This is a genomic window from Rhizobium hidalgonense (assembly GCF_002914525.1).
Lineage (GTDB): Bacteria > Pseudomonadota > Alphaproteobacteria > Rhizobiales > Rhizobiaceae > Rhizobium > Rhizobium hidalgonense.
In genome coordinates, this window is record NZ_LODW01000088.1 from 1 (window position 1) to 17,745 (window position 17,745).

The 17,745-nt window shown below is 59.3% G+C and carries 19 protein-coding genes; 5 read left to right on the top strand and 14 right to left on the bottom strand.

Going from position 1 to position 17,745, the window contains the following annotated elements; translation table 11 throughout:
• The first annotated feature begins 392 nt into the window (after positions 1 to 392).
• Positions 393 to 932 (top strand): GFA family protein, encoded by a 540-nt coding sequence (locus ATY29_RS27340; protein WP_097537449.1) that lies wholly within the window; start codon positions 393 to 395, stop codon positions 930 to 932.
• A gap of 2 nt (positions 933 to 934) precedes the next feature.
• Here the strand turns inward: ATY29_RS27340 and ATY29_RS27345 are convergent, their stop codons facing one another.
• The 13 genes from ATY29_RS27345 to ATY29_RS27405 form a co-directional block, all read right to left on the bottom strand.
• Complete coding sequence (locus ATY29_RS27345; RefSeq protein ID WP_097537450.1) at positions 935 to 1,480, bottom strand: chloramphenicol phosphotransferase CPT family protein; 546 nt, start codon at positions 1,478 to 1,480, stop codon at positions 935 to 937.
• A gap of 346 nt (positions 1,481 to 1,826) precedes the next feature.
• Entirely contained in the window at positions 1,827 to 2,513 is a 687-nt protein-coding gene (locus ATY29_RS27350; RefSeq protein WP_025416513.1) for a hypothetical protein, read from the bottom strand.
• Between the two features lie 516 nt (positions 2,514 to 3,029).
• Positions 3,030 to 3,368: a slr1659 superfamily regulator gene (locus tag ATY29_RS27355; protein WP_003564563.1), complete on the bottom strand. Its 339-nt coding sequence runs from the start codon at positions 3,366 to 3,368 to the stop codon at positions 3,030 to 3,032.
• A 7-nt stretch (positions 3,369 to 3,375) separates the two neighbouring features.
• The gene (locus ATY29_RS27360; RefSeq protein WP_003564561.1) at positions 3,376 to 3,936 is read right to left on the bottom strand and encodes a slr1658 superfamily regulator; all 561 of its coding nucleotides are present in this window, start codon (positions 3,934 to 3,936) and stop codon (positions 3,376 to 3,378) included.
• Between the two features lie 3 nt (positions 3,937 to 3,939).
• Positions 3,940 to 6,300 (bottom strand): SpoIIE family protein phosphatase, encoded by a 2,361-nt coding sequence (locus ATY29_RS27365; RefSeq protein WP_037091367.1) that lies wholly within the window; start codon positions 6,298 to 6,300, stop codon positions 3,940 to 3,942.
• Entirely contained in the window at positions 6,297 to 7,469 is a 1,173-nt protein-coding gene (locus ATY29_RS27370; protein WP_097537451.1) for a class I SAM-dependent methyltransferase, read from the bottom strand. The genes ATY29_RS27365 and ATY29_RS27370 overlap by 4 nt, the downstream gene beginning before the upstream one ends.
• Positions 7,466 to 7,957, bottom strand: a complete 492-nt coding sequence (locus ATY29_RS27375; protein WP_003564558.1) for a hypothetical protein — start codon at positions 7,955 to 7,957, stop codon at positions 7,466 to 7,468. The genes ATY29_RS27370 and ATY29_RS27375 overlap by 4 nt, the downstream gene beginning before the upstream one ends.
• A gap of 69 nt (positions 7,958 to 8,026) precedes the next feature.
• Positions 8,027 to 9,679, bottom strand: coding sequence for a putative bifunctional diguanylate cyclase/phosphodiesterase (locus tag ATY29_RS27380; RefSeq protein WP_003564557.1), 1,653 nt, complete (start codon positions 9,677 to 9,679; stop codon positions 8,027 to 8,029).
• 198 nt (positions 9,680 to 9,877) lie between these two features.
• On the bottom strand, positions 9,878 to 10,711 hold the full coding sequence (locus ATY29_RS27385) for a sugar phosphate isomerase/epimerase family protein (RefSeq protein ID WP_164895992.1): 834 nt from the start codon (positions 10,709 to 10,711) through the stop codon (positions 9,878 to 9,880).
• On the bottom strand, positions 10,708 to 11,913 hold the full coding sequence (locus tag ATY29_RS27390; RefSeq protein WP_097537452.1) for an NAD(P)/FAD-dependent oxidoreductase: 1,206 nt from the start codon (positions 11,911 to 11,913) through the stop codon (positions 10,708 to 10,710). The genes ATY29_RS27385 and ATY29_RS27390 overlap by 4 nt, the downstream gene beginning before the upstream one ends.
• Before the next feature lie 82 nt (positions 11,914 to 11,995).
• Positions 11,996 to 12,307, bottom strand: coding sequence for a MocE family 2Fe-2S type ferredoxin (locus ATY29_RS27395; RefSeq protein ID WP_097537453.1), 312 nt, complete (start codon positions 12,305 to 12,307; stop codon positions 11,996 to 11,998).
• Entirely contained in the window at positions 12,304 to 13,338 is a 1,035-nt protein-coding gene (locus ATY29_RS27400) for a sterol desaturase family protein (protein WP_097537454.1), read from the bottom strand. Before ATY29_RS27400 ends, ATY29_RS27395 begins: the two co-directional genes overlap by 4 nt.
• A 110-nt stretch (positions 13,339 to 13,448) precedes the next feature.
• Positions 13,449 to 14,450, bottom strand: coding sequence for a LacI family DNA-binding transcriptional regulator (locus ATY29_RS27405; RefSeq protein WP_097537455.1), 1,002 nt, complete (start codon positions 14,448 to 14,450; stop codon positions 13,449 to 13,451).
• A gap of 227 nt (positions 14,451 to 14,677) precedes the next feature.
• On the opposite strand from ATY29_RS27405, the gene ATY29_RS27410 reads away from it, so the two are divergent.
• The 3 genes from ATY29_RS27410 (at position 14,678) to ATY29_RS27420 (ending at position 16,457) form a co-directional block, all read left to right on the top strand.
• Positions 14,678 to 15,370: a type 1 glutamine amidotransferase domain-containing protein gene (locus ATY29_RS27410; protein WP_003564551.1), complete on the top strand. Its 693-nt coding sequence runs from the start codon at positions 14,678 to 14,680 to the stop codon at positions 15,368 to 15,370.
• Between the two features lie 96 nt (positions 15,371 to 15,466).
• Positions 15,467 to 15,880, top strand: coding sequence for a GFA family protein (locus ATY29_RS27415; protein ID WP_003564550.1), 414 nt, complete (start codon positions 15,467 to 15,469; stop codon positions 15,878 to 15,880).
• Positions 15,881 to 16,013: 133 nt separating this feature from the next.
• Positions 16,014 to 16,457: an SRPBCC family protein gene (locus tag ATY29_RS27420; RefSeq protein ID WP_025416505.1), complete on the top strand. Its 444-nt coding sequence runs from the start codon at positions 16,014 to 16,016 to the stop codon at positions 16,455 to 16,457.
• A 170-nt stretch (positions 16,458 to 16,627) separates the two neighbouring features.
• Here ATY29_RS27420 and ATY29_RS37040 read toward each other — a convergent pair whose 3' ends face one another.
• Positions 16,628 to 16,765 (bottom strand): hypothetical protein, encoded by a 138-nt coding sequence (locus tag ATY29_RS37040; protein ID WP_165779454.1) that lies wholly within the window; start codon positions 16,763 to 16,765, stop codon positions 16,628 to 16,630.
• Between the two features lie 442 nt (positions 16,766 to 17,207).
• Here ATY29_RS37040 and ATY29_RS27425 point away from each other — a divergent pair.
• The coding region (locus tag ATY29_RS27425) for a VCBS domain-containing protein (protein ID WP_202973656.1) at positions 17,208 to 17,745 on the top strand (538 nt) is incomplete at its 3' end.

Consider the following 17,745-nt stretch of genomic DNA (forward strand, 5'->3'; position numbering starts at 1 on the left):
ATCCCAGCTTCCCCTGCAGTAAAGCACAGATTTGAGAGACAATTCCTGTGCTCGTCACAGGAATCCAGCCACGGCGCGTCCGCGCCGTGATTGACTCAAGCTAGGGGTAGATGCGAGTCTCCTGCGCCCAAGGACTTGGGCGCGCTGGATCCCTGTGACATCCCTCGGGTAAAACCCTGAGGCCACAGGGATGAGGGGCGTTGGGGCACCGTTCTCGCCCGAAGCGGCACCCTCCAACCTCCTCATGCTGAGGTGCGCAGCCCGAGAGGGCGGAGCCTCGAAACACGCCGCAATGCCGCTTCCTGCATTCATCGGCCGCCGACGCTGGACGATCAAAAAAGAACAACCTAAAAGAGATTAAGCCCAATCCGCCTCGTGAAGGAGGAGAAGAAATGAAACGCCTCGAAATGCAGGTCAGCGGCGGCTGCCAGTGCGGTGCCGTGCGCTACCACGCCACCGCCATGTTCGACAATTCGCATCTCTGCCATTGCCGCATGTGTCAGAAAGCCTCGGGCAATATCTTTGCCGCGCTCGTCGCCGCGCCGGATGATGCGCTCACCTGGACACGCGGCAAGCCCAGCATCTGGAAGAGCTCGCAGCTTGTCGAGCGTGGCTTTTGCGCCAATTGCGGCACGCCGTTGTTTTTCCACCACCTCGAAAATGGCCGCACCAACCTGATGATCGGTGCGCTTGACGATCCGCATGCCTTCTCGCCACATGCCAATACCTGCACCGAGAACATGGTCCCATGGTTCGATACGATCACGGGCATAGAAAATACCGGTGCCACCGAAAGCAACGGCGCCGAGTGGGCCGCGGCAATCAAGCAGAGCAACAACCAGCACCCGGATCACGATACCAGTTCATGGGCGGTGAGGGGGCGTATATTGCATGACGAGGATGTTGCCGACTCGGCTGATGGCCACCGTTGACGCTAAGCAGACTTCACTTCGACGAAACTTGATGAGCGGTTGCCAGTTCTCCATGTGATCAGCAGCTTCTCGACATTCGCCTCAGTGCTGTCTTCGGATTGCAATTCGATATCATATCTTTTTCCGATATGTATCGTCTCGTAATCCCGCTTGGCGCTGCCTATCGGCCTGTCACCTCGGGCAGCCTCACGATCAATCAAAAGCTCGATCGGGCAGTGCACCGCGGCGAAGAAGACATCATGCTCTGCCAAAAGATCGGCAAGCGTTTCCAGCCACCCCTCGGTGTCCAGAATGTGCTCGAGGATAAGATCATTGCCGGCGTCAGCATAGGCCTTTAGCGATCCGTGAAATCCGTCAAAGAAGGCCGCCCGAGCGTCAGTCCAGCGGAAATCGCCGTTTTTGAAGCGCTCGGTGGGAAGCACGCCGGCGTCACGCAGATGATCGATCGATATATGCCAGAACGGTTTCTCGATACGCCTTTGGAGCGCCTTCGCAATGGTCGATTTGCCGCTGCTCGATGCCCCGTGCAGAAAAATCACTTGTGCCATTCAACGGCCTCCCGGCTTTGACACCAAGCGTAGAGTAGCCATGTGACAACCGCAACGTCCGGTATTGGCGGCGAATCCGCGGAAGTTGGCGAGGCCAGACCCTTGCGCTTTCAGAAGGCAAGCACGGTTTTGCCGGAGATGCGTTGCCGGTTTCGGTATCGGCGATGACCGACAGGGCATCGCACTGCAGGCGATTGCTCAGAGGTTCGGTTCCAGCAAAGAGGCTTTGGTGCCAAATTGGCAAAAAAAGAGAGCATTCCGTTACTTAAACAAGGACGGAAATGCTCTCATAGTCTGGTGCGCAGCATAACCGATTAACCGCGCACCTCACGCAACCCACTGGTGGCTATTCGTCTGACGTCGCCGGCGCGGCGTTCTCCAGCGAGCTGCGGATCTGATCGATCTTGCCGTTCGCATCGCCGACGCCGAGTATGGTCTTGGCCTCAGCCAGGACTGCCGGGCTTACCTGGCCGGATTTCGTTGCGGAAGCCAATGCGTCCTCGAGCGCTGCGTCCCCGAGCAGGGGGTCAGCAGCTGAGGGCTCGACTCCGTTGTCGATTTCATACTGGGCATAAGCCACGGCATAGGCCGAGATGGCCGTCATGCGTGGGTCCGACGTATGCATCAACGCCCTGTAATTCCGCTTCAATGAGTTCAGGCCCGCAAGCTGCGCCGAAAGGTTTTTCTCCTTTGTGGCGGCGACCTTGTCTGTTTTTGTCGACTTGGACTTGCCTTCCGCTTCGGAAGACTTGCCTTTCATGCCTGTGGATTTGGAGCCGCTATTGCCTGAGCCGTTGCCCTGGTTGCCGCTGCCGTGGTTGCCGCCGTCGTGGTTGCCGCCGCCATGGCTGCCGCTGTTTCCATTGCCGCCGCCATTGCCGCCGCCGTTACCCCCACCGTTGCCGCCGCCATTGCCACCACCGTTTCCACCGTCCTTCGCCAGTGCGGCCATATCAATACCGGCAATCGTGACCGGACCTGCGGCAAGAGCCATCGAGAGCACAGCCAGGGACGCTAAGGTTGCTATCCGCATCGTTTCCTCCGGATCAGATCAACAGTCGTCGTGCGTATTCACGACGTAAGCATTTGTGAAGATTAGACCTGGATCGCGAATTGCACATCGGACTGAGGTCCAGTCCAGGGCCCCGGCTATGGTCTTAGAAGATTAGCCGGCCAAGCTGACTTGACGAGGTGGAGAGGTGCGCCGGCCCTGATAAATCCAGACGCTGCGTGCTTTGCAGGCCCGCGAGTTTGGCGAGAAAGCCAGCCCCACTCTCCGTCATCCCAGGCCTTGAGCCGAGGATCCAAGCCACGGCGCCGGTGGGTGTCGTGTGGATGCTCGGCTCAAGGCCGAGCATGACGGAGCGCGGGGCGGGCGGCCAGCCCGGGGTCGACGCGGAAGGATTGATCGAGCGGCAGGGGTGCGGTCGCTAGAATATGGCCGGCACCCACGTCTCTTCCGCATTCCTGTGACATCCCTCGGGCAAAGCCCCGAGGAGCACAGGAATGAGGGTGGGAGAGGTCACCGCCTTAAGGCGCCGCCCCCAACTCACGCTAAGCGCAAATCAAGAAGCGGATGCAGCTTCTTGAGGTTTGGGAGGGATTTGGCTTGCCAGGGATATTGGTGCGTGCCTTTGACGACCAGCAGCAGGTCGCCCATCTTTCTGGCTTCGATGGTCAACTTGGCCAGGAGATTGATGCCGGAGGAGTTGAGGAACTCGAGACCCGTGAGATTGAACGTCACCTGCTTGTGCCCGTCGTGGAGCAGGCCGGAGATCAATGAATAGATTGGTGCATAGGCGTCCGGTCCGGCCAGCCGGAATACGCCGTCGAAATAGACTTCGTTTTGCTCCGCCCATACACGGAAGTTTTCGTCGCTGATTTCCATTCGTCACTCACGGATTGGAGGAGGGCGGCATCGCCACGGCCGCAGTCGTCGTCAGTATGATATGCTCATCATTATTCTCTTCGAATGCCCATGCCATTTTTGCGTCGTAATCGCTGAGAAGCGTCAGCAAGCCCAAGCCCGAACCATTTGCAGACGATATGGCGTTGATTTCGATTTGCTCAAGAAGAAGTTCCCCGGGATCCTTCGATTGCAGGCGCTGCAACAGTTGTTGAAAGCGCGAGGCTGTCTCGCCGTCGATGGTGTTCTTCACCCGTATCAAAAAGCTCCCCTCGGATATGCCGGCTTCAATGAGGATCTCACCGGGCTGTCGAAACTTGACGGCGTTTTCGATCAGCTCGTTGCTGAGGTATCCGATGTCATGATGCGCCTGCATATATTCTTTCTTCGAACGCGAATACCTTAAGGCCATGACTTCCGCTATGAAGTCGGCCGTCATGCCGGAGTGCTTCCATCCAAGCTCGAGCGGTCCGTCCGTCAAGGTGAGGCGCGTGCCCGAATCCAGGCTTATGTCGCTCAGAGATTCGATGCCGTAAACCGTCGGAGGCATGTCTCACCTATGCCGTACTGCGAGTAGCGTGATGTCGTCATAAATCTTCTGCGATCCGATAAAGCCCATCAGTGTCGCCACAATTTCGGCAACGACTTTCTCAGCGCTCAGATCCTTCAAGCGCACTGCCTCGCGGCAGAGCCGTTCCATGCCGAACAATTCTCCGGCGTCGTTTTCGGCTTCCGTTACACCATCCGTATGCAAGAGTATGAGGTCCCCCTTTGCGAACGCGATTTCACGGGTCTTGATGAAGGCCGATATATCGGCCTCCAGCCCGATGGGTATGCCCAGATCCATGGTGTCTATGCGCTCGACCTCGCCGTTCGCCCGCACGACGACAACTTCCTCGTGTTGTCCCGACAGGATCATCTCTTTTCCGTCGTAGTCAAGAAACGCCAGGGTGAGGTGTTTGTCGATTTTCGTCCTGACGATATTTTTGAACAGGGCGCTGTTGAGAGTTGTGAGAAATTTCACTGCATCGGTATTTCCGGCTTCCTGCAGGGCGCGGGCGACGGACTGAACCATCAACATCAACACGCCGCTTTCCAGCCCGTGTCCGGTCACGTCGCCGATGCCGATCTTCAACCGGCTGCCGTTCTTCAACACGTCGTAATAATCGCCGCCGACTTCTTCTGCCGGTCTCATATAGGCCGCGATCTCGAGCGCCTGAAAGTCATCGAGCTCCTGATCCAGCGGGAGAACCATCAGCTGGATTCTCTCGGCGACGGCAAGTTCCGTTCCAAGACGTCTGTTTTCTCGCTGCAGCTGTGCGTTCAGCGTCGAAATCTCTTCCTTTGCATCTTCGATCTGAGCGGTTCGCTCTTCGACCAGCTGCTCGAGATTTTCGGTGTGATAGCTGATCTCTTCGGCCATGCGATTGAAGGCTTCACCGGCCTCACCGACTTCATCCCTGCTTGAGATGGCCACTCTGACCGAATAATCCTTCGCCTGAATCCGTTTGGCGGCCCCTGCCAGGGCGCTGATTCCGCTGGTTATTCGTTTCGAAGCCGCAAAGACCGCGATCGTCACGATCAGCAGCGACATCAGGATCGCCAGAATTTGGTAGAGCACGATCCGGTTCGTCGCTTCGGAAATCTTGGCCTGGGCCGCATAGAGCGAGGCATCGATTTCTCGCTCGGGTACAACCACCCCCAGCAACATCGCCTCTTGCCGAACCGGTCCACTGACCCAGAGATTGGTCGCCGGCAGTTTCTTGACGATAGCGATATAGGGGACATCGTTGCCGTCCTGCTGCAACAGCAGGTGCTGAATGCCCTGTTCGCGGTCAAGAGCCAGTTTGGCGATTGCAGGCTGCGAGCTTCCCTTCAGGGAGCGCTCCAGGCCGGTCAAGGCGCCGGCTTCGCTCGGATCGCTCGCGGAACGCAGGCCGAGGGTTTTTTCGCCCGTGCTGTTGATCGCAACGACGTTGCCGTCGGACATGGCCAGAAACCCAAAGCCGGATTGCGCCACTTTGACATTTTCAACCGTCTGCGCCAGCTGGTCGAGCGTGATATCGGCGCCGGCCGTCCCGGCGACATCCTGCCTGTCGGCTGTCCAGAGCGGATGAAAGAAACTGACGATCAGCTTCCCGGTAATGGCGTCCGTATAGGGCGCTGTCTGGGTGATGTCGCCCGCGACTGGCCGCGATTTCATATCCTTGGCCCAGCCCTGCCAGGATTCGTAAAGTCCCGGGAAAAAGAAATCCCAGAAATTGGCCTCGTTGTGGCCCGGATAAAGCCGGTCGAAGGTCTGGGCCTGGTCGGTATAGGGCGCCGTTCTGAAGATCGGCCTTTCTTTCGAGCCGATGTAATACATCTGCAGTTTCGAAGAACCGTGCTGCAGCAGGCTCGGCGCAACGAGATCCAGAACCGCACTCGTCCGGATATCGCTCTCGACGTCGGGTCTTGGCTTCCGGTCTTCTCCGAGCAGGTAACCCCAGACGCTCACGACCGAGACCGAGCCCGGAGCGTTCTGAGACCACTTCCCCTGCTGATCGTAGGAAAGGCTGACGCTGCCGGGAGATGTGCGGGCGATTGCCGCGCCGACGTCCGAATTGCGCGCGGGATCGTCGATCTGCGCCTGGAGCACGCCTGCCAGCGTGCTGACGTCGCTGTGAACCTGCCGCAGCAGCAAACTCACCTGTGCCGCGGTCGAATCCGCATAGGTGCGGATGTATTCCTGGCTTGCCGCTTCGAGACCCTGGCCGACCTCGAGCGTTGCGTCACGCGACAGCCTCTGGACGTTCCACAGCGCCAGCCCACCGCTGACCAGCAAGTCGAATAGGACGGCTCCGCCGACGACCAGGATGAACTTTGTCCGAAAGCCAATTCCTGCCGGTCTCTTCGATGATTTCCCCTCCATCACAGTGGCTTTCGCCCGGAGGCCGCCCAGATCGGCCAGCCTGCATAACCTTTGGGGTGAAGGGCGGCGAAGACGTGATCTTTGAATCCTTGCCGGAACCTGCGAATAAATTCCAGCGAGTCGCCGCGCCGGACCGCCATCTGGCCGGCGTAGACATTTTCCCAGGCTTCGATGATGTCGGCGAAGTCCTGCGGATCCCCGTCAAGGTTGGTGACCATGAAGCAATCGACCTTGATGGTATGGAACCCCGCATCGGCAAGGAGATGGCGGCTTTTCGGTCCCATCTCGACATCCATGTCGAAGTGCCTGAACAGTTTGGCGACTTCCTCGTATGTCCATTTTATCGTTTCGGCATGCGGTTCGCCCAGGCAATGCGAATTTTTCTCGTTGGTGATGTAGACGCGGCCGCCGGGCTTGCAGATGCGGTAAAGCTCCCGCAGCAGCATCTCGGGACGGTTGAAAATCTGCAGCGAATGTCGGCAGGTCACAAAGTCGAATTGATTGTCGCGAAGCAGCATCTGAGAAGCGTCGCCATAGGTATATTCTATCCCCTGCAGATCGAAGTCGGCAGCGACCCTGCGGGCATATTCGAGGCTGCGTACGGAATGATCGAGCGCCACAAGCCGTTCCGGTTTGAATTCCCGTTGAACCAATGCAGCGAAATCACCAATTCCGCAACAGATATCCGCCATCACAAGACCGTTGCGCAAACCATGGCGCGGCAGCAATTCGCGTTCGTGCCTCCAGGTCATCTTCGTCTGGGTGCGCAGAATGGGAATGAAGCTCTCATCCTCGACAAAGCTCTGGCCCGGATAAAAGGCCGAATCGTAGACTTCAACCGACAGGTTTGGCTGTGCTGCCGCCAGGGTTTGGAACAACGAAGTCGACCAGGCGACGACGCTCGACGTAATGATGATAATCTTCCGATCCGGCCGCGTCCGGCAGTGTGCCTTCAGAATATCGGAGAGGGCTGTAAAGGCCGTCATGTTGATGTGCGTCAGACGTTTGACATTCAGGTAAATGACGCCGCTGTATTTTTCCAAACTTTGCCGCACCAGCTTGAGCGCATCGGCGATCTCGTTTGCACTTTCGGGCCGCATCTTGCCGGACAGCAACAGCTCCTGATTTGTCGGATCGAAATGGACGGTGAAGGGGCGGGCAAGCAGGTTCATTGAAAGTCCTCGGTCGAGGGGAAATCCGCGATGATTTGCATGCCGTGGGCGCCGTCTTGCTCAATCCGGATAGCAGCGCGGAATATGGTTGCCAGCTCTCTGAGCAAAATCGTCCCGTCGGACTTCAGGTCGGACCCGGCGCCCGCGAGAGACGGGCGTTCAGTTGATCTTATACCAGTGCTCTCGCGGTCCTCGCGGGCAAAGGCAATTCTCAGCCGGTTGAACGTCGCGCTCCGATAGAGACTGAAACTGATCCTTCCCGGCTCACCCGTCGAGCGGAAGGCGAGTTCAATGAGCTCGTTGGCCGCGACGGAAAGAAAATTCGAATATCGAGCCGGATCGCTGTGGCTCTGGCCGAGAATGTCTGAGAGATATTCGGTAATCCTGTCGCAAAACTGCCATTGAGATTTGAACATCGCAACATTCAGTTCCAGCGATACCATCGGCGCCAATGCATGGTCATCGAAGCCAGATGCTTGCTCTTCCAATACAGCCTCCATCAGTTTGTCTGGAGCGTCAGATTTCCTCAAAAAGCACGGCGAAAAATCTCTCGTTCGTTATACCAGCGCGTGGCTAACGGATGTTTCCGCCCGGTTGATGAACTCGCCCATCGCCTCGACCGGAAGCGGCCTGCTCACCAGATAGCCCTGAAGCCTGTCGCAGCCCACATTGTGCAACCATTCTGCCTGAGCCGGCGTCTCCACCCCTTCGGCGGTCACCTGCATGTCGAGACCATGTGCGAGGTTCACGATACAGCGGACGATCGTCTGGCTTTTCGGATCGCTTTCCAGATCGGTGATAAAGTATTTGTCGATTTTGATCGTGTCGAAAGGGAATGTCTTCAGATAGCTCAGGGAAGAATATTCGGTGCCGAAATCATCAAGCGAGATTCGTATCCCCAGCACGTTGAGCGTATTCAGCGTGTCGATGTTGTTGACCGTCCGCTCAAGCAGCACGCTTTCGGTGATCTCGAGTTCCAGACGCTCGGGCGGCAGTCCGACCAGGTCCAGCGTCTGCGATACCCGATCCGTGAGGCCGCTGGTCAGAAATTCAGCCGCCGACAAATTGACGGCGACGACGTAGTTCTCCGGCCAGTTCATCGCCTCGCGGCATGCCTGCTCCAAAACCCATGCGCCGATATCAGGCATCAACCCGTCAGCCTCGGCCATCGGAATAAATGAGGCCGGTGGGATTTTTCCAAGCAGGGGATGGTTCCATCTCAGCAATGCTTCGAAGCCGACAACACTGCCGGCCTCGGAGATCGGCTGGTATTCGACAAAGAATTGCTGTTGGACCAGAGCCATGCGCAGGCTGCGGCGCAGCAGTTCGCGTTGCTCCAGCAATTCGAGCATTTCCGGATCATAGGCTTTCGGCCGACCGCGCCCCTCCTGCTTGGCGGCATACAGCGCAAGGTCCGACGCCTTCATCAGTTCCTCCGGACTTGTCCCATCCGGAGGAGCGGTCGATATGCCGATGCTGGTGCCGACAAAGACCGCGATGCCGTCTATCGTGAAGGGCTTTTTGAACGCGGCAACCAAAGCTTCCGCCAACCGGTGAGCTTTGGCCGGATGCCCCGAGCCCCTTGATATCACCGTGAATTCGTCGCCCGCCAGGCGATAGGCTCTGTCATCACTGGTCAGGCAGTCTTGAATCCGCCTTGCAGCAAATTGAAGAAGCTTGTCACCGGCCGGATGCCCAAGCGTGTCGTTGACGGGCTTGAAATCATCCAGGTCGAGCTGCATGAGAGACAGAGTCTCATCCGAACCTGCCGTCTCCTGCAACAGTTCAGCGAGGTCGTCGCTGAACTGGCGTCGGTTCGGCAATCCCGTCAGCGGATCGTGGGTCGCCAGATGCAGAAGAGTTGCCCGCTCATCGTCAACAAGCTCATCGGAGCGGACCACGGCAAACAGATCTCCGATCCGATAGATCGTCAGCCCGTGCGCCCCGGGCCCGCCCAGATCGCCCGATATTCGCAATGGCTGGACACTTTCATCCAATGAGCGGAAAGCGAGCGTAATCGCCGATTTGTCCAGCTGTGGAAAATGCTCCCAAAGTGACGCTGCCGGTTTGACGGAAGCAGGCAGATCATTGCCCAGGAAATCCTCGATGGGATTGAAGTCGCGGTCAAAGAACAGAAGCCGGTCGATCGAACTCGAAGCTTCTGCCTGTGTTTGTCCGAGGGCCGAGCTGGCCGCACGAATTTTCCGCATCTTCCAGCCTCTCCGAGTCGAATGTCCTAACCAGATATCCTAGCAAATCAACTGTCGCACAACTTGTACTCGTCAAGATTTACATTAGGCACTCCTGATTAACAATCCCAAACCTCTGCCGACACGCTTGCGATTTAGGACACAACTATACTGATCCAACAAGGGATTTCCACAATCGGGAGGCTGATTTAACGGGATTCAGGCAGTGGCGGCCCAGAGCTCATGCGCCATCTGCCGAAGCGCCAGGGCCTCCGCCCACCGGTCTGTCGAATCGTTGCCGTCTCTGCCCGTGATCGCATAAGGTTTGGGACCCAACTCACAGGTAAAGATCAGCTCGGCGTCATCGGCGGCGCGTGATCGCCAGTGGCGAAAACCATACTCCCACCACTGAAGGAAGAGATCGACCCAGGGCCGGTGGTGCGGAAAGGAAATCTCGATCTGCACCTGCTCGCATGAGGCAACCCGCCCGTGAAATGCGTGGGCGTTCTGCAGGATGCGTTGGATCAAAACGTGGTTTTCCTCATCGACCGGAAAGGCGAATTCGCGGCCGACAAGGAAATGCGACAGGTCTGCCAGCAGCGGCAGTTCGGGGCGCTGGTCGAGCAGATCCAGCGTAAAGAACAGGTCGGCGGTCATCCTGTCGCGATGTGTTTCGATGAACACCGGAATGCCGGCATCTCTGGCGAGCCGCATCCAGCCATCGAGAAGCGGCAGGCAGGCGTCGATGCGGCGCGGGCGGATATCGGGTTGCAGGTTGAGGTGGCTGACCGGGAACTCGGCCGCCAGCTCCAGCGGCAGACGCAGATCCTCGACGCATCTGGGGAAGCAGACCCCTTCGATCTTCAGTCCGGTGCCCCGGATGGCCTCGCTGAGGGCAACGACCTCTCGGCGGTTGGTGTAGTGCGCGCTGATGCCGTCGAAGCCCGCCTCTGAGATCATCGCGATATTCTCGTCGAGTGTGCGCTCGACCCCATCCGTATGCCGGTGTTCCATGGCCCAGAGCGACTGGAAGATCAGCAGCTTCTGCATCATGCGGCCCGCGCGCTCTTCAGAAGCGTTTTGAGGTTTATGCCGGGGTCGGCCAGTTCAGCGGGGCTGGGGCTGACGGCTGCGGCGATCAGCATCTCGGCAAGCTTGATATCCTTGGCGAGGCTATTGCCGATGCCGAGGCCCGCCGCAGCCACCAGACGCCCATCGTCCAGATAGAATTCAAGCTCGCCGCCGGCGGCTGGACGCAGAACGATCCGATGGGCGGGCTGCGGCAGCCCCGCCACCTGCAGGCCGAGATCATACTGGTCGGACCAGAACCAGGGGAGGGCGGCAAACATCTCGGCCGCGCCGGCCATGTTCCGCGCGGCGGTCTCGGCCTGCGTCCTGGCGTTCCGCCAGCTTTCAAAGCGAACATGTCCGCCGCCGGGTCGGGCGACCGCCGCGCAATCGCCGGCGGCGAAGATGTTGGCTGCGCTGGTGCGAAGACAGGCGTCCGTCAGAATGCCGTTGCCCGTCGCCAGTCCCGCGGCTTCCGCCAAGGCGATCTCGGGCAGGACGCCGATGGCGCTGACGACGAGATCGGCTCGCACCACGCTGCCATCGGTCAGGGTGACGCCGTCGTCGCTGATCGCCGCAACGCCGCGATCGAGGTGAAAGCGCACACCTTCCGCAGCATGTCTGGCGTGCAGCTTTTCGGCAAAGCGGGCGGGGACGGCGCGGCCTAAAGGTTTCGGCGCGGCTTCGATCACATCGACCGCAACGTCCTTTCCGCGCAGGACCGCTGCAAGTTCCATCCCGATCAGCCCGGCGCCGATGATCGCCACGCTCCGGCCCGGCGCAACACGGGAAAAGATCGCTTCGGCGTCGGCGTGGGTCCGGAAGTCGTGTGCTCCCGCTGCACCGGGGCATGTCAGCCGTCTCGGCCGCGCGCCGGTCGCCAGAAGCAGCTTTTCGTAGCGCAGCAGCCGGCTGTCGCTCAAGCGCACCCTTCCAGCACCGGCATCCAGCTCGGTGGCCGACAGGCCCTTGAGATAGGCAATGCCGGCCGTCTCCAGCGCTTCTGCCGCGCAGATCAGCTTCATCTGCACCGCATCGTCCACGGCCTTCGATAGCGGAGGCCGTTCATAGGGCAGATGAGGCTCGGCTCCGACCAGCGTCACAGGCCGGGAATAACCCGCCTGGCGCAGGGCAAAGGCTGCCCGGGTGCCGGCTTCGCCCGCACCGATGATGACGATACCGTCCATGTGTTCTCCGTGGAAAGAGCGTCCGGCGCTCGTGAGGACAGAAAAAGGGCCTAAAGCGCTGCGGACTTCCGGGCGACAGGCTTTAACCGAGGGCCACGCGAATCTCTCCGTCGACCACTTCGGCCTTGTAGGTTTTCAGGTTCTCGCAGGCCGGGAGTCGCAATGCCTCGCCGGTGCGATAGTCGAAGGCGCCCGAATGTTTCGGGCATTCCACCTCGAAATCCATGACCAATCCGTCGGCGAGGTGGATCGCCTCGTGGGTGCAGAGGCCGGCGGTGCAGTAGACGCTGTCATCCGGGCCACGGTAGATCGCGTAGCTGCGTCCGCCATGGTCGAAGCGGATGGCCCCTTCCTGTTCGATGTCGTCGAGTTTGCCAGCGGAAACCCAGGTCATTCGGCCGCCCCTCCGACTTCCAGGCGGGCCTTGCGGGCCGCAAGTTTTTCCTTCCGCCTGCGGTAGCGTTCCTGCATCTGCGCTTCGCCGTCGGGCGAGCCGTCGTGCCAGGTGCCGAACCATTTATCGAGCGGGATCAGCGCGTCGCCGTAATTGACCTCGAAATATTTGTGGTGGAGGTAATGCGCATAGGCATGGCTATCGACCAGTTTCTCCTTGCCGATCTCGACCTTGTCGAAGCCGACATGGCCGGGAATTGCCCCGAAGCCCGCATAATGCAGCTGGTAGAGCATGATGATCGGGTTGGAGGGCAGGAGCAGGTGGTAGAAGGCCGTTGCGAAATAGAGCAGATGCTCGACCGGATGCATCGACAGCGACGACCAGGGCGAGGGGTTCACCGAATTGTGGTGGACGGAGTGCACCCATTTGTAGAGGAGAGGCGTGTGAATCAGTCGGTGGATGCAGAAAAAGTGGAATTCGTGAATGATCGGCGCCACGAGCGCGACGAGCGCCACCGTCCAGGGATTTTCCGTGAAACTCAGCCACGGCGCATAGCCATTGGCATAGGCCCAGAGCATGGCGACCTCGACGGCGGTCCAGATAGTCACGCCTGACAGGAAGGTGCGCAGGATGTTGTCGAGGTTCTGGCTTTCGAACCAGAAGGCCTTGCTCTTGGTGTCGGCCGGGAACTTGCCATTGTACTTGAAGCGGTTTTCCTGCCGCTTCAACACGTAGAGCTGCAGTTCGAAGGCGCCGTAGAACAACAAGACCGCGATGGCGTTTACCGCACAGAGCCAGGCGATCCAGCCAAGGCTGAGCGTTTGCATCGTCTCGACCGGCGGAATGATCCAGGCCCAGTAGGCGAGCGCAGAAAGCGCAAAAATCAGGTTCCAGGGAAGGAAATAATGCGGCAGCCATTTCAGCACCGCCCGCAGCCGCGGCGGGAAGGCAAACAGCGGCGCGGTCTCGGCCGGCTGGTCCGGCGCCCAGTCGCCGCGCTTGTTGCGCTTGCCGAATTTCAGGTCATCCATTGGCATCTCCTCCGGACGCCGGATGTTTCCGCGCCCGCCTGCATCTCTCTGGTGCCGCGAGACTAACAGGGGTGCCGGAGAATGCCGAAGCCTTCCTTGATCTGATTAGATCAAAGCGCTTCCTTGGTGATGGTAATGAAACGGATCGGTGCCTGGTCCGGTTTGATATCGGTCAAGCCGATTCTGTTCAGAACGAGATCCAGCGCCCGGCGCGCCTGGGCCTCCGGCGCCTGGTCCAGCACCACATCCATGACGCCGTCCTGCAGTGCCGTCCGCGTGTAATCGGTCAGTTCGTGCCCGACAAAAAATACCTCGCGGCCGCGCGGATGCCGGCGCAGCACCTCGATCAGCGCGGCGTTGGCGCCGCCGGCATTGTAGAGCCCGGCGAGGTCGGGATAGACCTCCAGCGCCGACCGCAGGAGATCGGCGCTGAGGCGCTCCTCATCACCGCCAAATCCCAGCCATCCGAAACTGGAGGCGCTGGGATAGTCCCGAAAATAGGCTGAAAAGCCGCGGATCCGATCGCGATGCACCTGATAGATCGGATGGCAGATCGCAACGACAGGCCCGGTCCGTGGAGCCATGCGGCTGATGTAGAGCGCGGCCGTCCGGCCGGCGGCGACATTGTCGATGCCGACGAATTCGCCGACGCGCTCGGAAGCGCGGGTGACGACGTGGACGACCGGCAGACCTTGCGCATTGACCTTCTCCACCGCGGCACTGATCGCCGGGCTGCTCGGCACCGCAAGGATCAGCCCGGCCCGGGAAAGGTCGGTCGACAGTATGCGTCGTGCGATCCCCTCGGCGTTCATCTCGTCGGTGAAGCTGCGATGCACGACGACCAAGGGATCGAGGGTGGCGGCAATTCTCTCGAAAGCATGCGAAAGCCGACGGTAGAAGCTCGTCTCCGGGCGAACCATCAGCACTTCTATCCGCAGCAGGCCGCGGTGGGTTTCGGGAAGCTTGCGCGGGTAATCCAGGCGACGTGCGGCGGATATGACCTTCTCGACCAATTCCGGGCGAACACCCCCACGCCCGTTCAGCACCCGCTCGACCGTTGCTGTTCCCACGCCGGCATGGCGGGCGATGTCCCGGTAATTCGGCTTGCTCACTTTCCAGGTCCCTCGAATGGACTTATGCGACGTCGTTTCTTCTTCATACACCTTAGCCTCAAATCTCACAGAGGCTTACGCACGCCAATTCCCGCAAACGGAGAGCTTGTGTCGCGGGGGCGGTCGATCTATGTTTTCCCGCGTTTAGCATGAGATTGCAGGCAGTATTTCACCGTAAATCCGGATGCGGATGGTTTTGTCCGCCGACCGGCTGAAGGAGCTGAGCAATGAAAATACTCATGATTCTGACATCGCATGATCAATTGGGAAACACCGGCAGGAAAACGGGATTCTGGCTCGAGGAGTTGGCGGCCCCGTACTTCGTTTTCCGTGACGCCGGGGTCGGCATCACACTCGCCTCGCCAAAGGGCGGCCAGCCGCCGCTCGATCCGAAGAGCAACGAGCCGGCCTTCCAGACGGAACAGACGCGGCGGTTCGAACAAGATGCAGCCGCAACGGCGGCGCTCGCCAACACTTTGAAGCTGTCCGACATCAACCAAGCCGACTATGACAGCGTGTTCTTTCCCGGCGGCCATGGACCGCTCTGGGACCTGACGAACGACCGTTATGCGCTGGCGCTCATCGAGGATATGCTTTCGGCGGGAAAACCCGTGGCGCTCGTCTGCCACGCGCCTGGAATTCTCACCAATGTGAAGGCACCCGACCGCAAGCCCATCGCGGCGGGCCGGGCGGTGACGGGTTTCACCGATTCCGAAGAAGAGGCCATGCACCTCGTCGAAGTTGTTCCCTATCTGCTCGAGGACGTGCTGAAAGAACAGGGCGCAAAGTTTTCGAAGACCGCGGATTGGGGCGTGCATGTCGTCCAGGATGGCCTGCTCATCACCGGCCAGAACCCGGCCTCCTCAAGCCAGGCAGCTAAAACGCTGCTCATTGCCTTGCAAAGGCAGGGCGCGGCCTAGCCGCTAGGAATTCGGCGTTTCGGCCCCTGGGGACCACCGCGGCCCAGAGGAGGCGGAATCGCAAGACGTTCGGACTCGGGATGTGGGACACCTGATATGACTAGCAAATATACGGGACAGTGCGCCTGCGGCGCGGTAAAATTTGCATTCAACATCGACCCGAACTTTATCGCCAACTGCCATTGCCTGGATTGCAAAAAGGCGTCGGGTGGCGAGGCGGCGACATTCTTCGCCGTACCGCAGGATGATTTTGCCTTGGTCGCCGGCCGCCCGAGAGCGTTTCATTACATCGCCGCTTCCGGCAAAGGGCTGGACCGCAACTTCTGCCCGGATTGCGGCGCCAGATTGTTCAGCAGCAACCTGGAAAGCTTTCCCGGCCTTGTCTTCGTGACGCTCGGCAGCCTTGACCGGCCCGAACTGATCGAGCCGGCGGTCGAAATGTTCACTAGGCGCCGGCTGAAATGGGCACGCCCGCTCGATCTCCCGCAATTCGACGGCATGCCCGGCTGAGCCGCTCGCCGGGACACACCGACTTAGCCGCGCCGGCAATTTTTCTTGAAGAAAAGTTCGATCCGGTGTCGGATCGGGCAAACCACACCCGTCCTAGGTTCGTCCATTCCATCCATTCAAAAGGATCACGAACATGCCGAACACCATACGCCTGCACCGCGTTTTCGCGACCAGCCCGGAGAAGGTCTACCGCGCATTCATCGAGGCGGACGCGCTTGCCAAATGGCTGCCGCCGAACGGTTTCCTCTGCACCGTGCATCATCTGGAGCCGGCCGTCGGCGGCACCTTCAAAATGTCGTTCCGCAATTTTACGACCGGCAACAGCCATGCCTTCGGCGGCGAATTTCTCGAACTCGTCCCCGGCGAACGCGTCCGCTACACCGACAAGTTCGACGACCCCAACCTGCCCGGCGAAATGGAGGTCACTGTGACGCTGAAGAAGGTCTCGGTCGGCACCGAGGTGGAGATCACCCAGGCAGGCGTGCCCGATGTTATCCCGCCCGAGGCTTGCTATCTCGGCTGGCAGGAGTCGCTGAAAAACCTCGCTCGGGTGGTCGAACCGAATATCAACGAATAAGCTGCACCAGGTTGAAGCACAGACCCGCGCAGTCGGTTGCTGGGTCCGCTCATCGCTCGGCCCTCTGCTTCCGCCCGTCATTCCGCTAATATTCTCGGAATGGGGGCGGAGAGTTGAGCGTTCCCCAGGGTGGCTGGGGGCGGCCCGACGGCGATCGATCGGTTGTTAAGCTAATCCGCGCTCTGATCGACCGTCTCGCGTGCGACAAGCAGCGAAGATAGCCAGAGGGAATACGCCGGGGCAATTACCGAGGCGTTCTGAACTGGAACGGTGGCGGTTGCGCCATCATTTTCGGCTTCGCCGGACATTTGCAGCCCCTAGTTTGGCTTCGTTGTAGAAAGCCGTTCCGGAACAACCAGTTTCTGACATCCCGATGAAGTGATCGGCGCGCCGTCGTTGCACCTGCGGCGTCGGCCTCCGCGATTACCGCCGCCCAATCAGCGGCACTGTACCGAAGGGGAGGCCGGCGATCCGGTCTGGATCGCCGCCGGTGGCTAGCGCTGCGCTGACAAGAGCCTCTCTCGTAGCAAATTCGGAGAGAAATTTACTATTTCAAGAAAATCATCTTCCATTTCAAAGTATATATGTTAACACTTTATTAGGAGTGGGGAGTATTCCGGTTGTGATTTAAGAAAATTGGGCGTTGTTGTCGGCAATACCGGCGCGGCGGCGCGTTATATCATGTCCTGTCGGTCTGATTGATCTTGAGTCGATACCTGGTTACTTGTTTTGAGTTATGGGGGTATTTTTATGGGTACGCAGAGCACCGGCGGTGGCAGCACGACTTCTTTCAGCAATACGCCGCAGGCGAATAATGACTCTTACATCTGGACGGAAGACCAGCTGCTCAGTCTCCAGCTCTACAATGCGGCCACCAAAACCATAACCCTTGACGTGATGTCGAATGATCTTGGCGGGAACGCCAAATCGCTCTTCTCCGTCGACGACGGAGATGGCAATCCCATTACCGCCGACTATGAGCTTCTTGCGAAAGACGTCGGAGCGAATGGGGCATCTGCCTGGGAGAAGAGCCTGCTCGGCAATTGGGTCAGGATCAACAATGGAAAGATCGAATACCGTCTGAGCGATGGAAGCGGTATCGCGGGCTCTGGCGCGGATATCAACACGCTGAATGCCGGTGAACTCCTCAAAGATAGTTTTGTCTACGCGATACGACTTGGCAATGGCACGCTGAGCGAGGCAAATGTCTCGATCTCGCTCACCGGCGCCAACGATGCGGCTTCGATCGTCGTCGATGCGACGGTGACCGACGACCGGGCGACGGTCG

Coding starts and splice junctions, on each gene's coding strand:
- ATY29_RS27345 (WP_097537450.1), bottom strand. CDS start 1,480: ATGGCACAAGTGATTTTTCTGCACGGGGCATCGAGCAGCGGCAAATCG.
- ATY29_RS27370 (WP_097537451.1), bottom strand. CDS start 7,469: ATGAACCTGCTTGCCCGCCCCTTCACCGTCCATTTCGATCCGACAAAT.
- ATY29_RS27400 (WP_097537454.1), bottom strand. CDS start 13,338: ATGGATGACCTGAAATTCGGCAAGCGCAACAAGCGCGGCGACTGGGCG.
- ATY29_RS27360 (WP_003564561.1), bottom strand. CDS start 3,936: ATGCCTCCGACGGTTTACGGCATCGAATCTCTGAGCGACATAAGCCTG.
- ATY29_RS27395 (WP_097537453.1), bottom strand. CDS start 12,307: ATGACCTGGGTTTCCGCTGGCAAACTCGACGACATCGAACAGGAAGGG.
- ATY29_RS27385 (WP_164895992.1), bottom strand. CDS start 10,711: ATGATGCAGAAGCTGCTGATCTTCCAGTCGCTCTGGGCCATGGAACAC.
- ATY29_RS27350 (WP_025416513.1), bottom strand. CDS start 2,513: ATGCGGATAGCAACCTTAGCGTCCCTGGCTGTGCTCTCGATGGCTCTT.
- ATY29_RS27390 (WP_097537452.1), bottom strand. CDS start 11,913: ATGGACGGTATCGTCATCATCGGTGCGGGCGAAGCCGGCACCCGGGCA.
- ATY29_RS27355 (WP_003564563.1), bottom strand. CDS start 3,368: ATGGAAATCAGCGACGAAAACTTCCGTGTATGGGCGGAGCAAAACGAA.
- ATY29_RS27415 (WP_003564550.1), top strand. CDS start 15,467: ATGACTAGCAAATATACGGGACAGTGCGCCTGCGGCGCGGTAAAATTT.
- ATY29_RS27420 (WP_025416505.1), top strand. CDS start 16,014: ATGCCGAACACCATACGCCTGCACCGCGTTTTCGCGACCAGCCCGGAG.
- ATY29_RS27410 (WP_003564551.1), top strand. CDS start 14,678: ATGAAAATACTCATGATTCTGACATCGCATGATCAATTGGGAAACACC.
- ATY29_RS27340 (WP_097537449.1), top strand. CDS start 393: ATGAAACGCCTCGAAATGCAGGTCAGCGGCGGCTGCCAGTGCGGTGCC.
- ATY29_RS27380 (WP_003564557.1), bottom strand. CDS start 9,679: ATGCGGAAAATTCGTGCGGCCAGCTCGGCCCTCGGACAAACACAGGCA.
- ATY29_RS37040 (WP_165779454.1), bottom strand. CDS start 16,765: ATGTCCGGCGAAGCCGAAAATGATGGCGCAACCGCCACCGTTCCAGTT.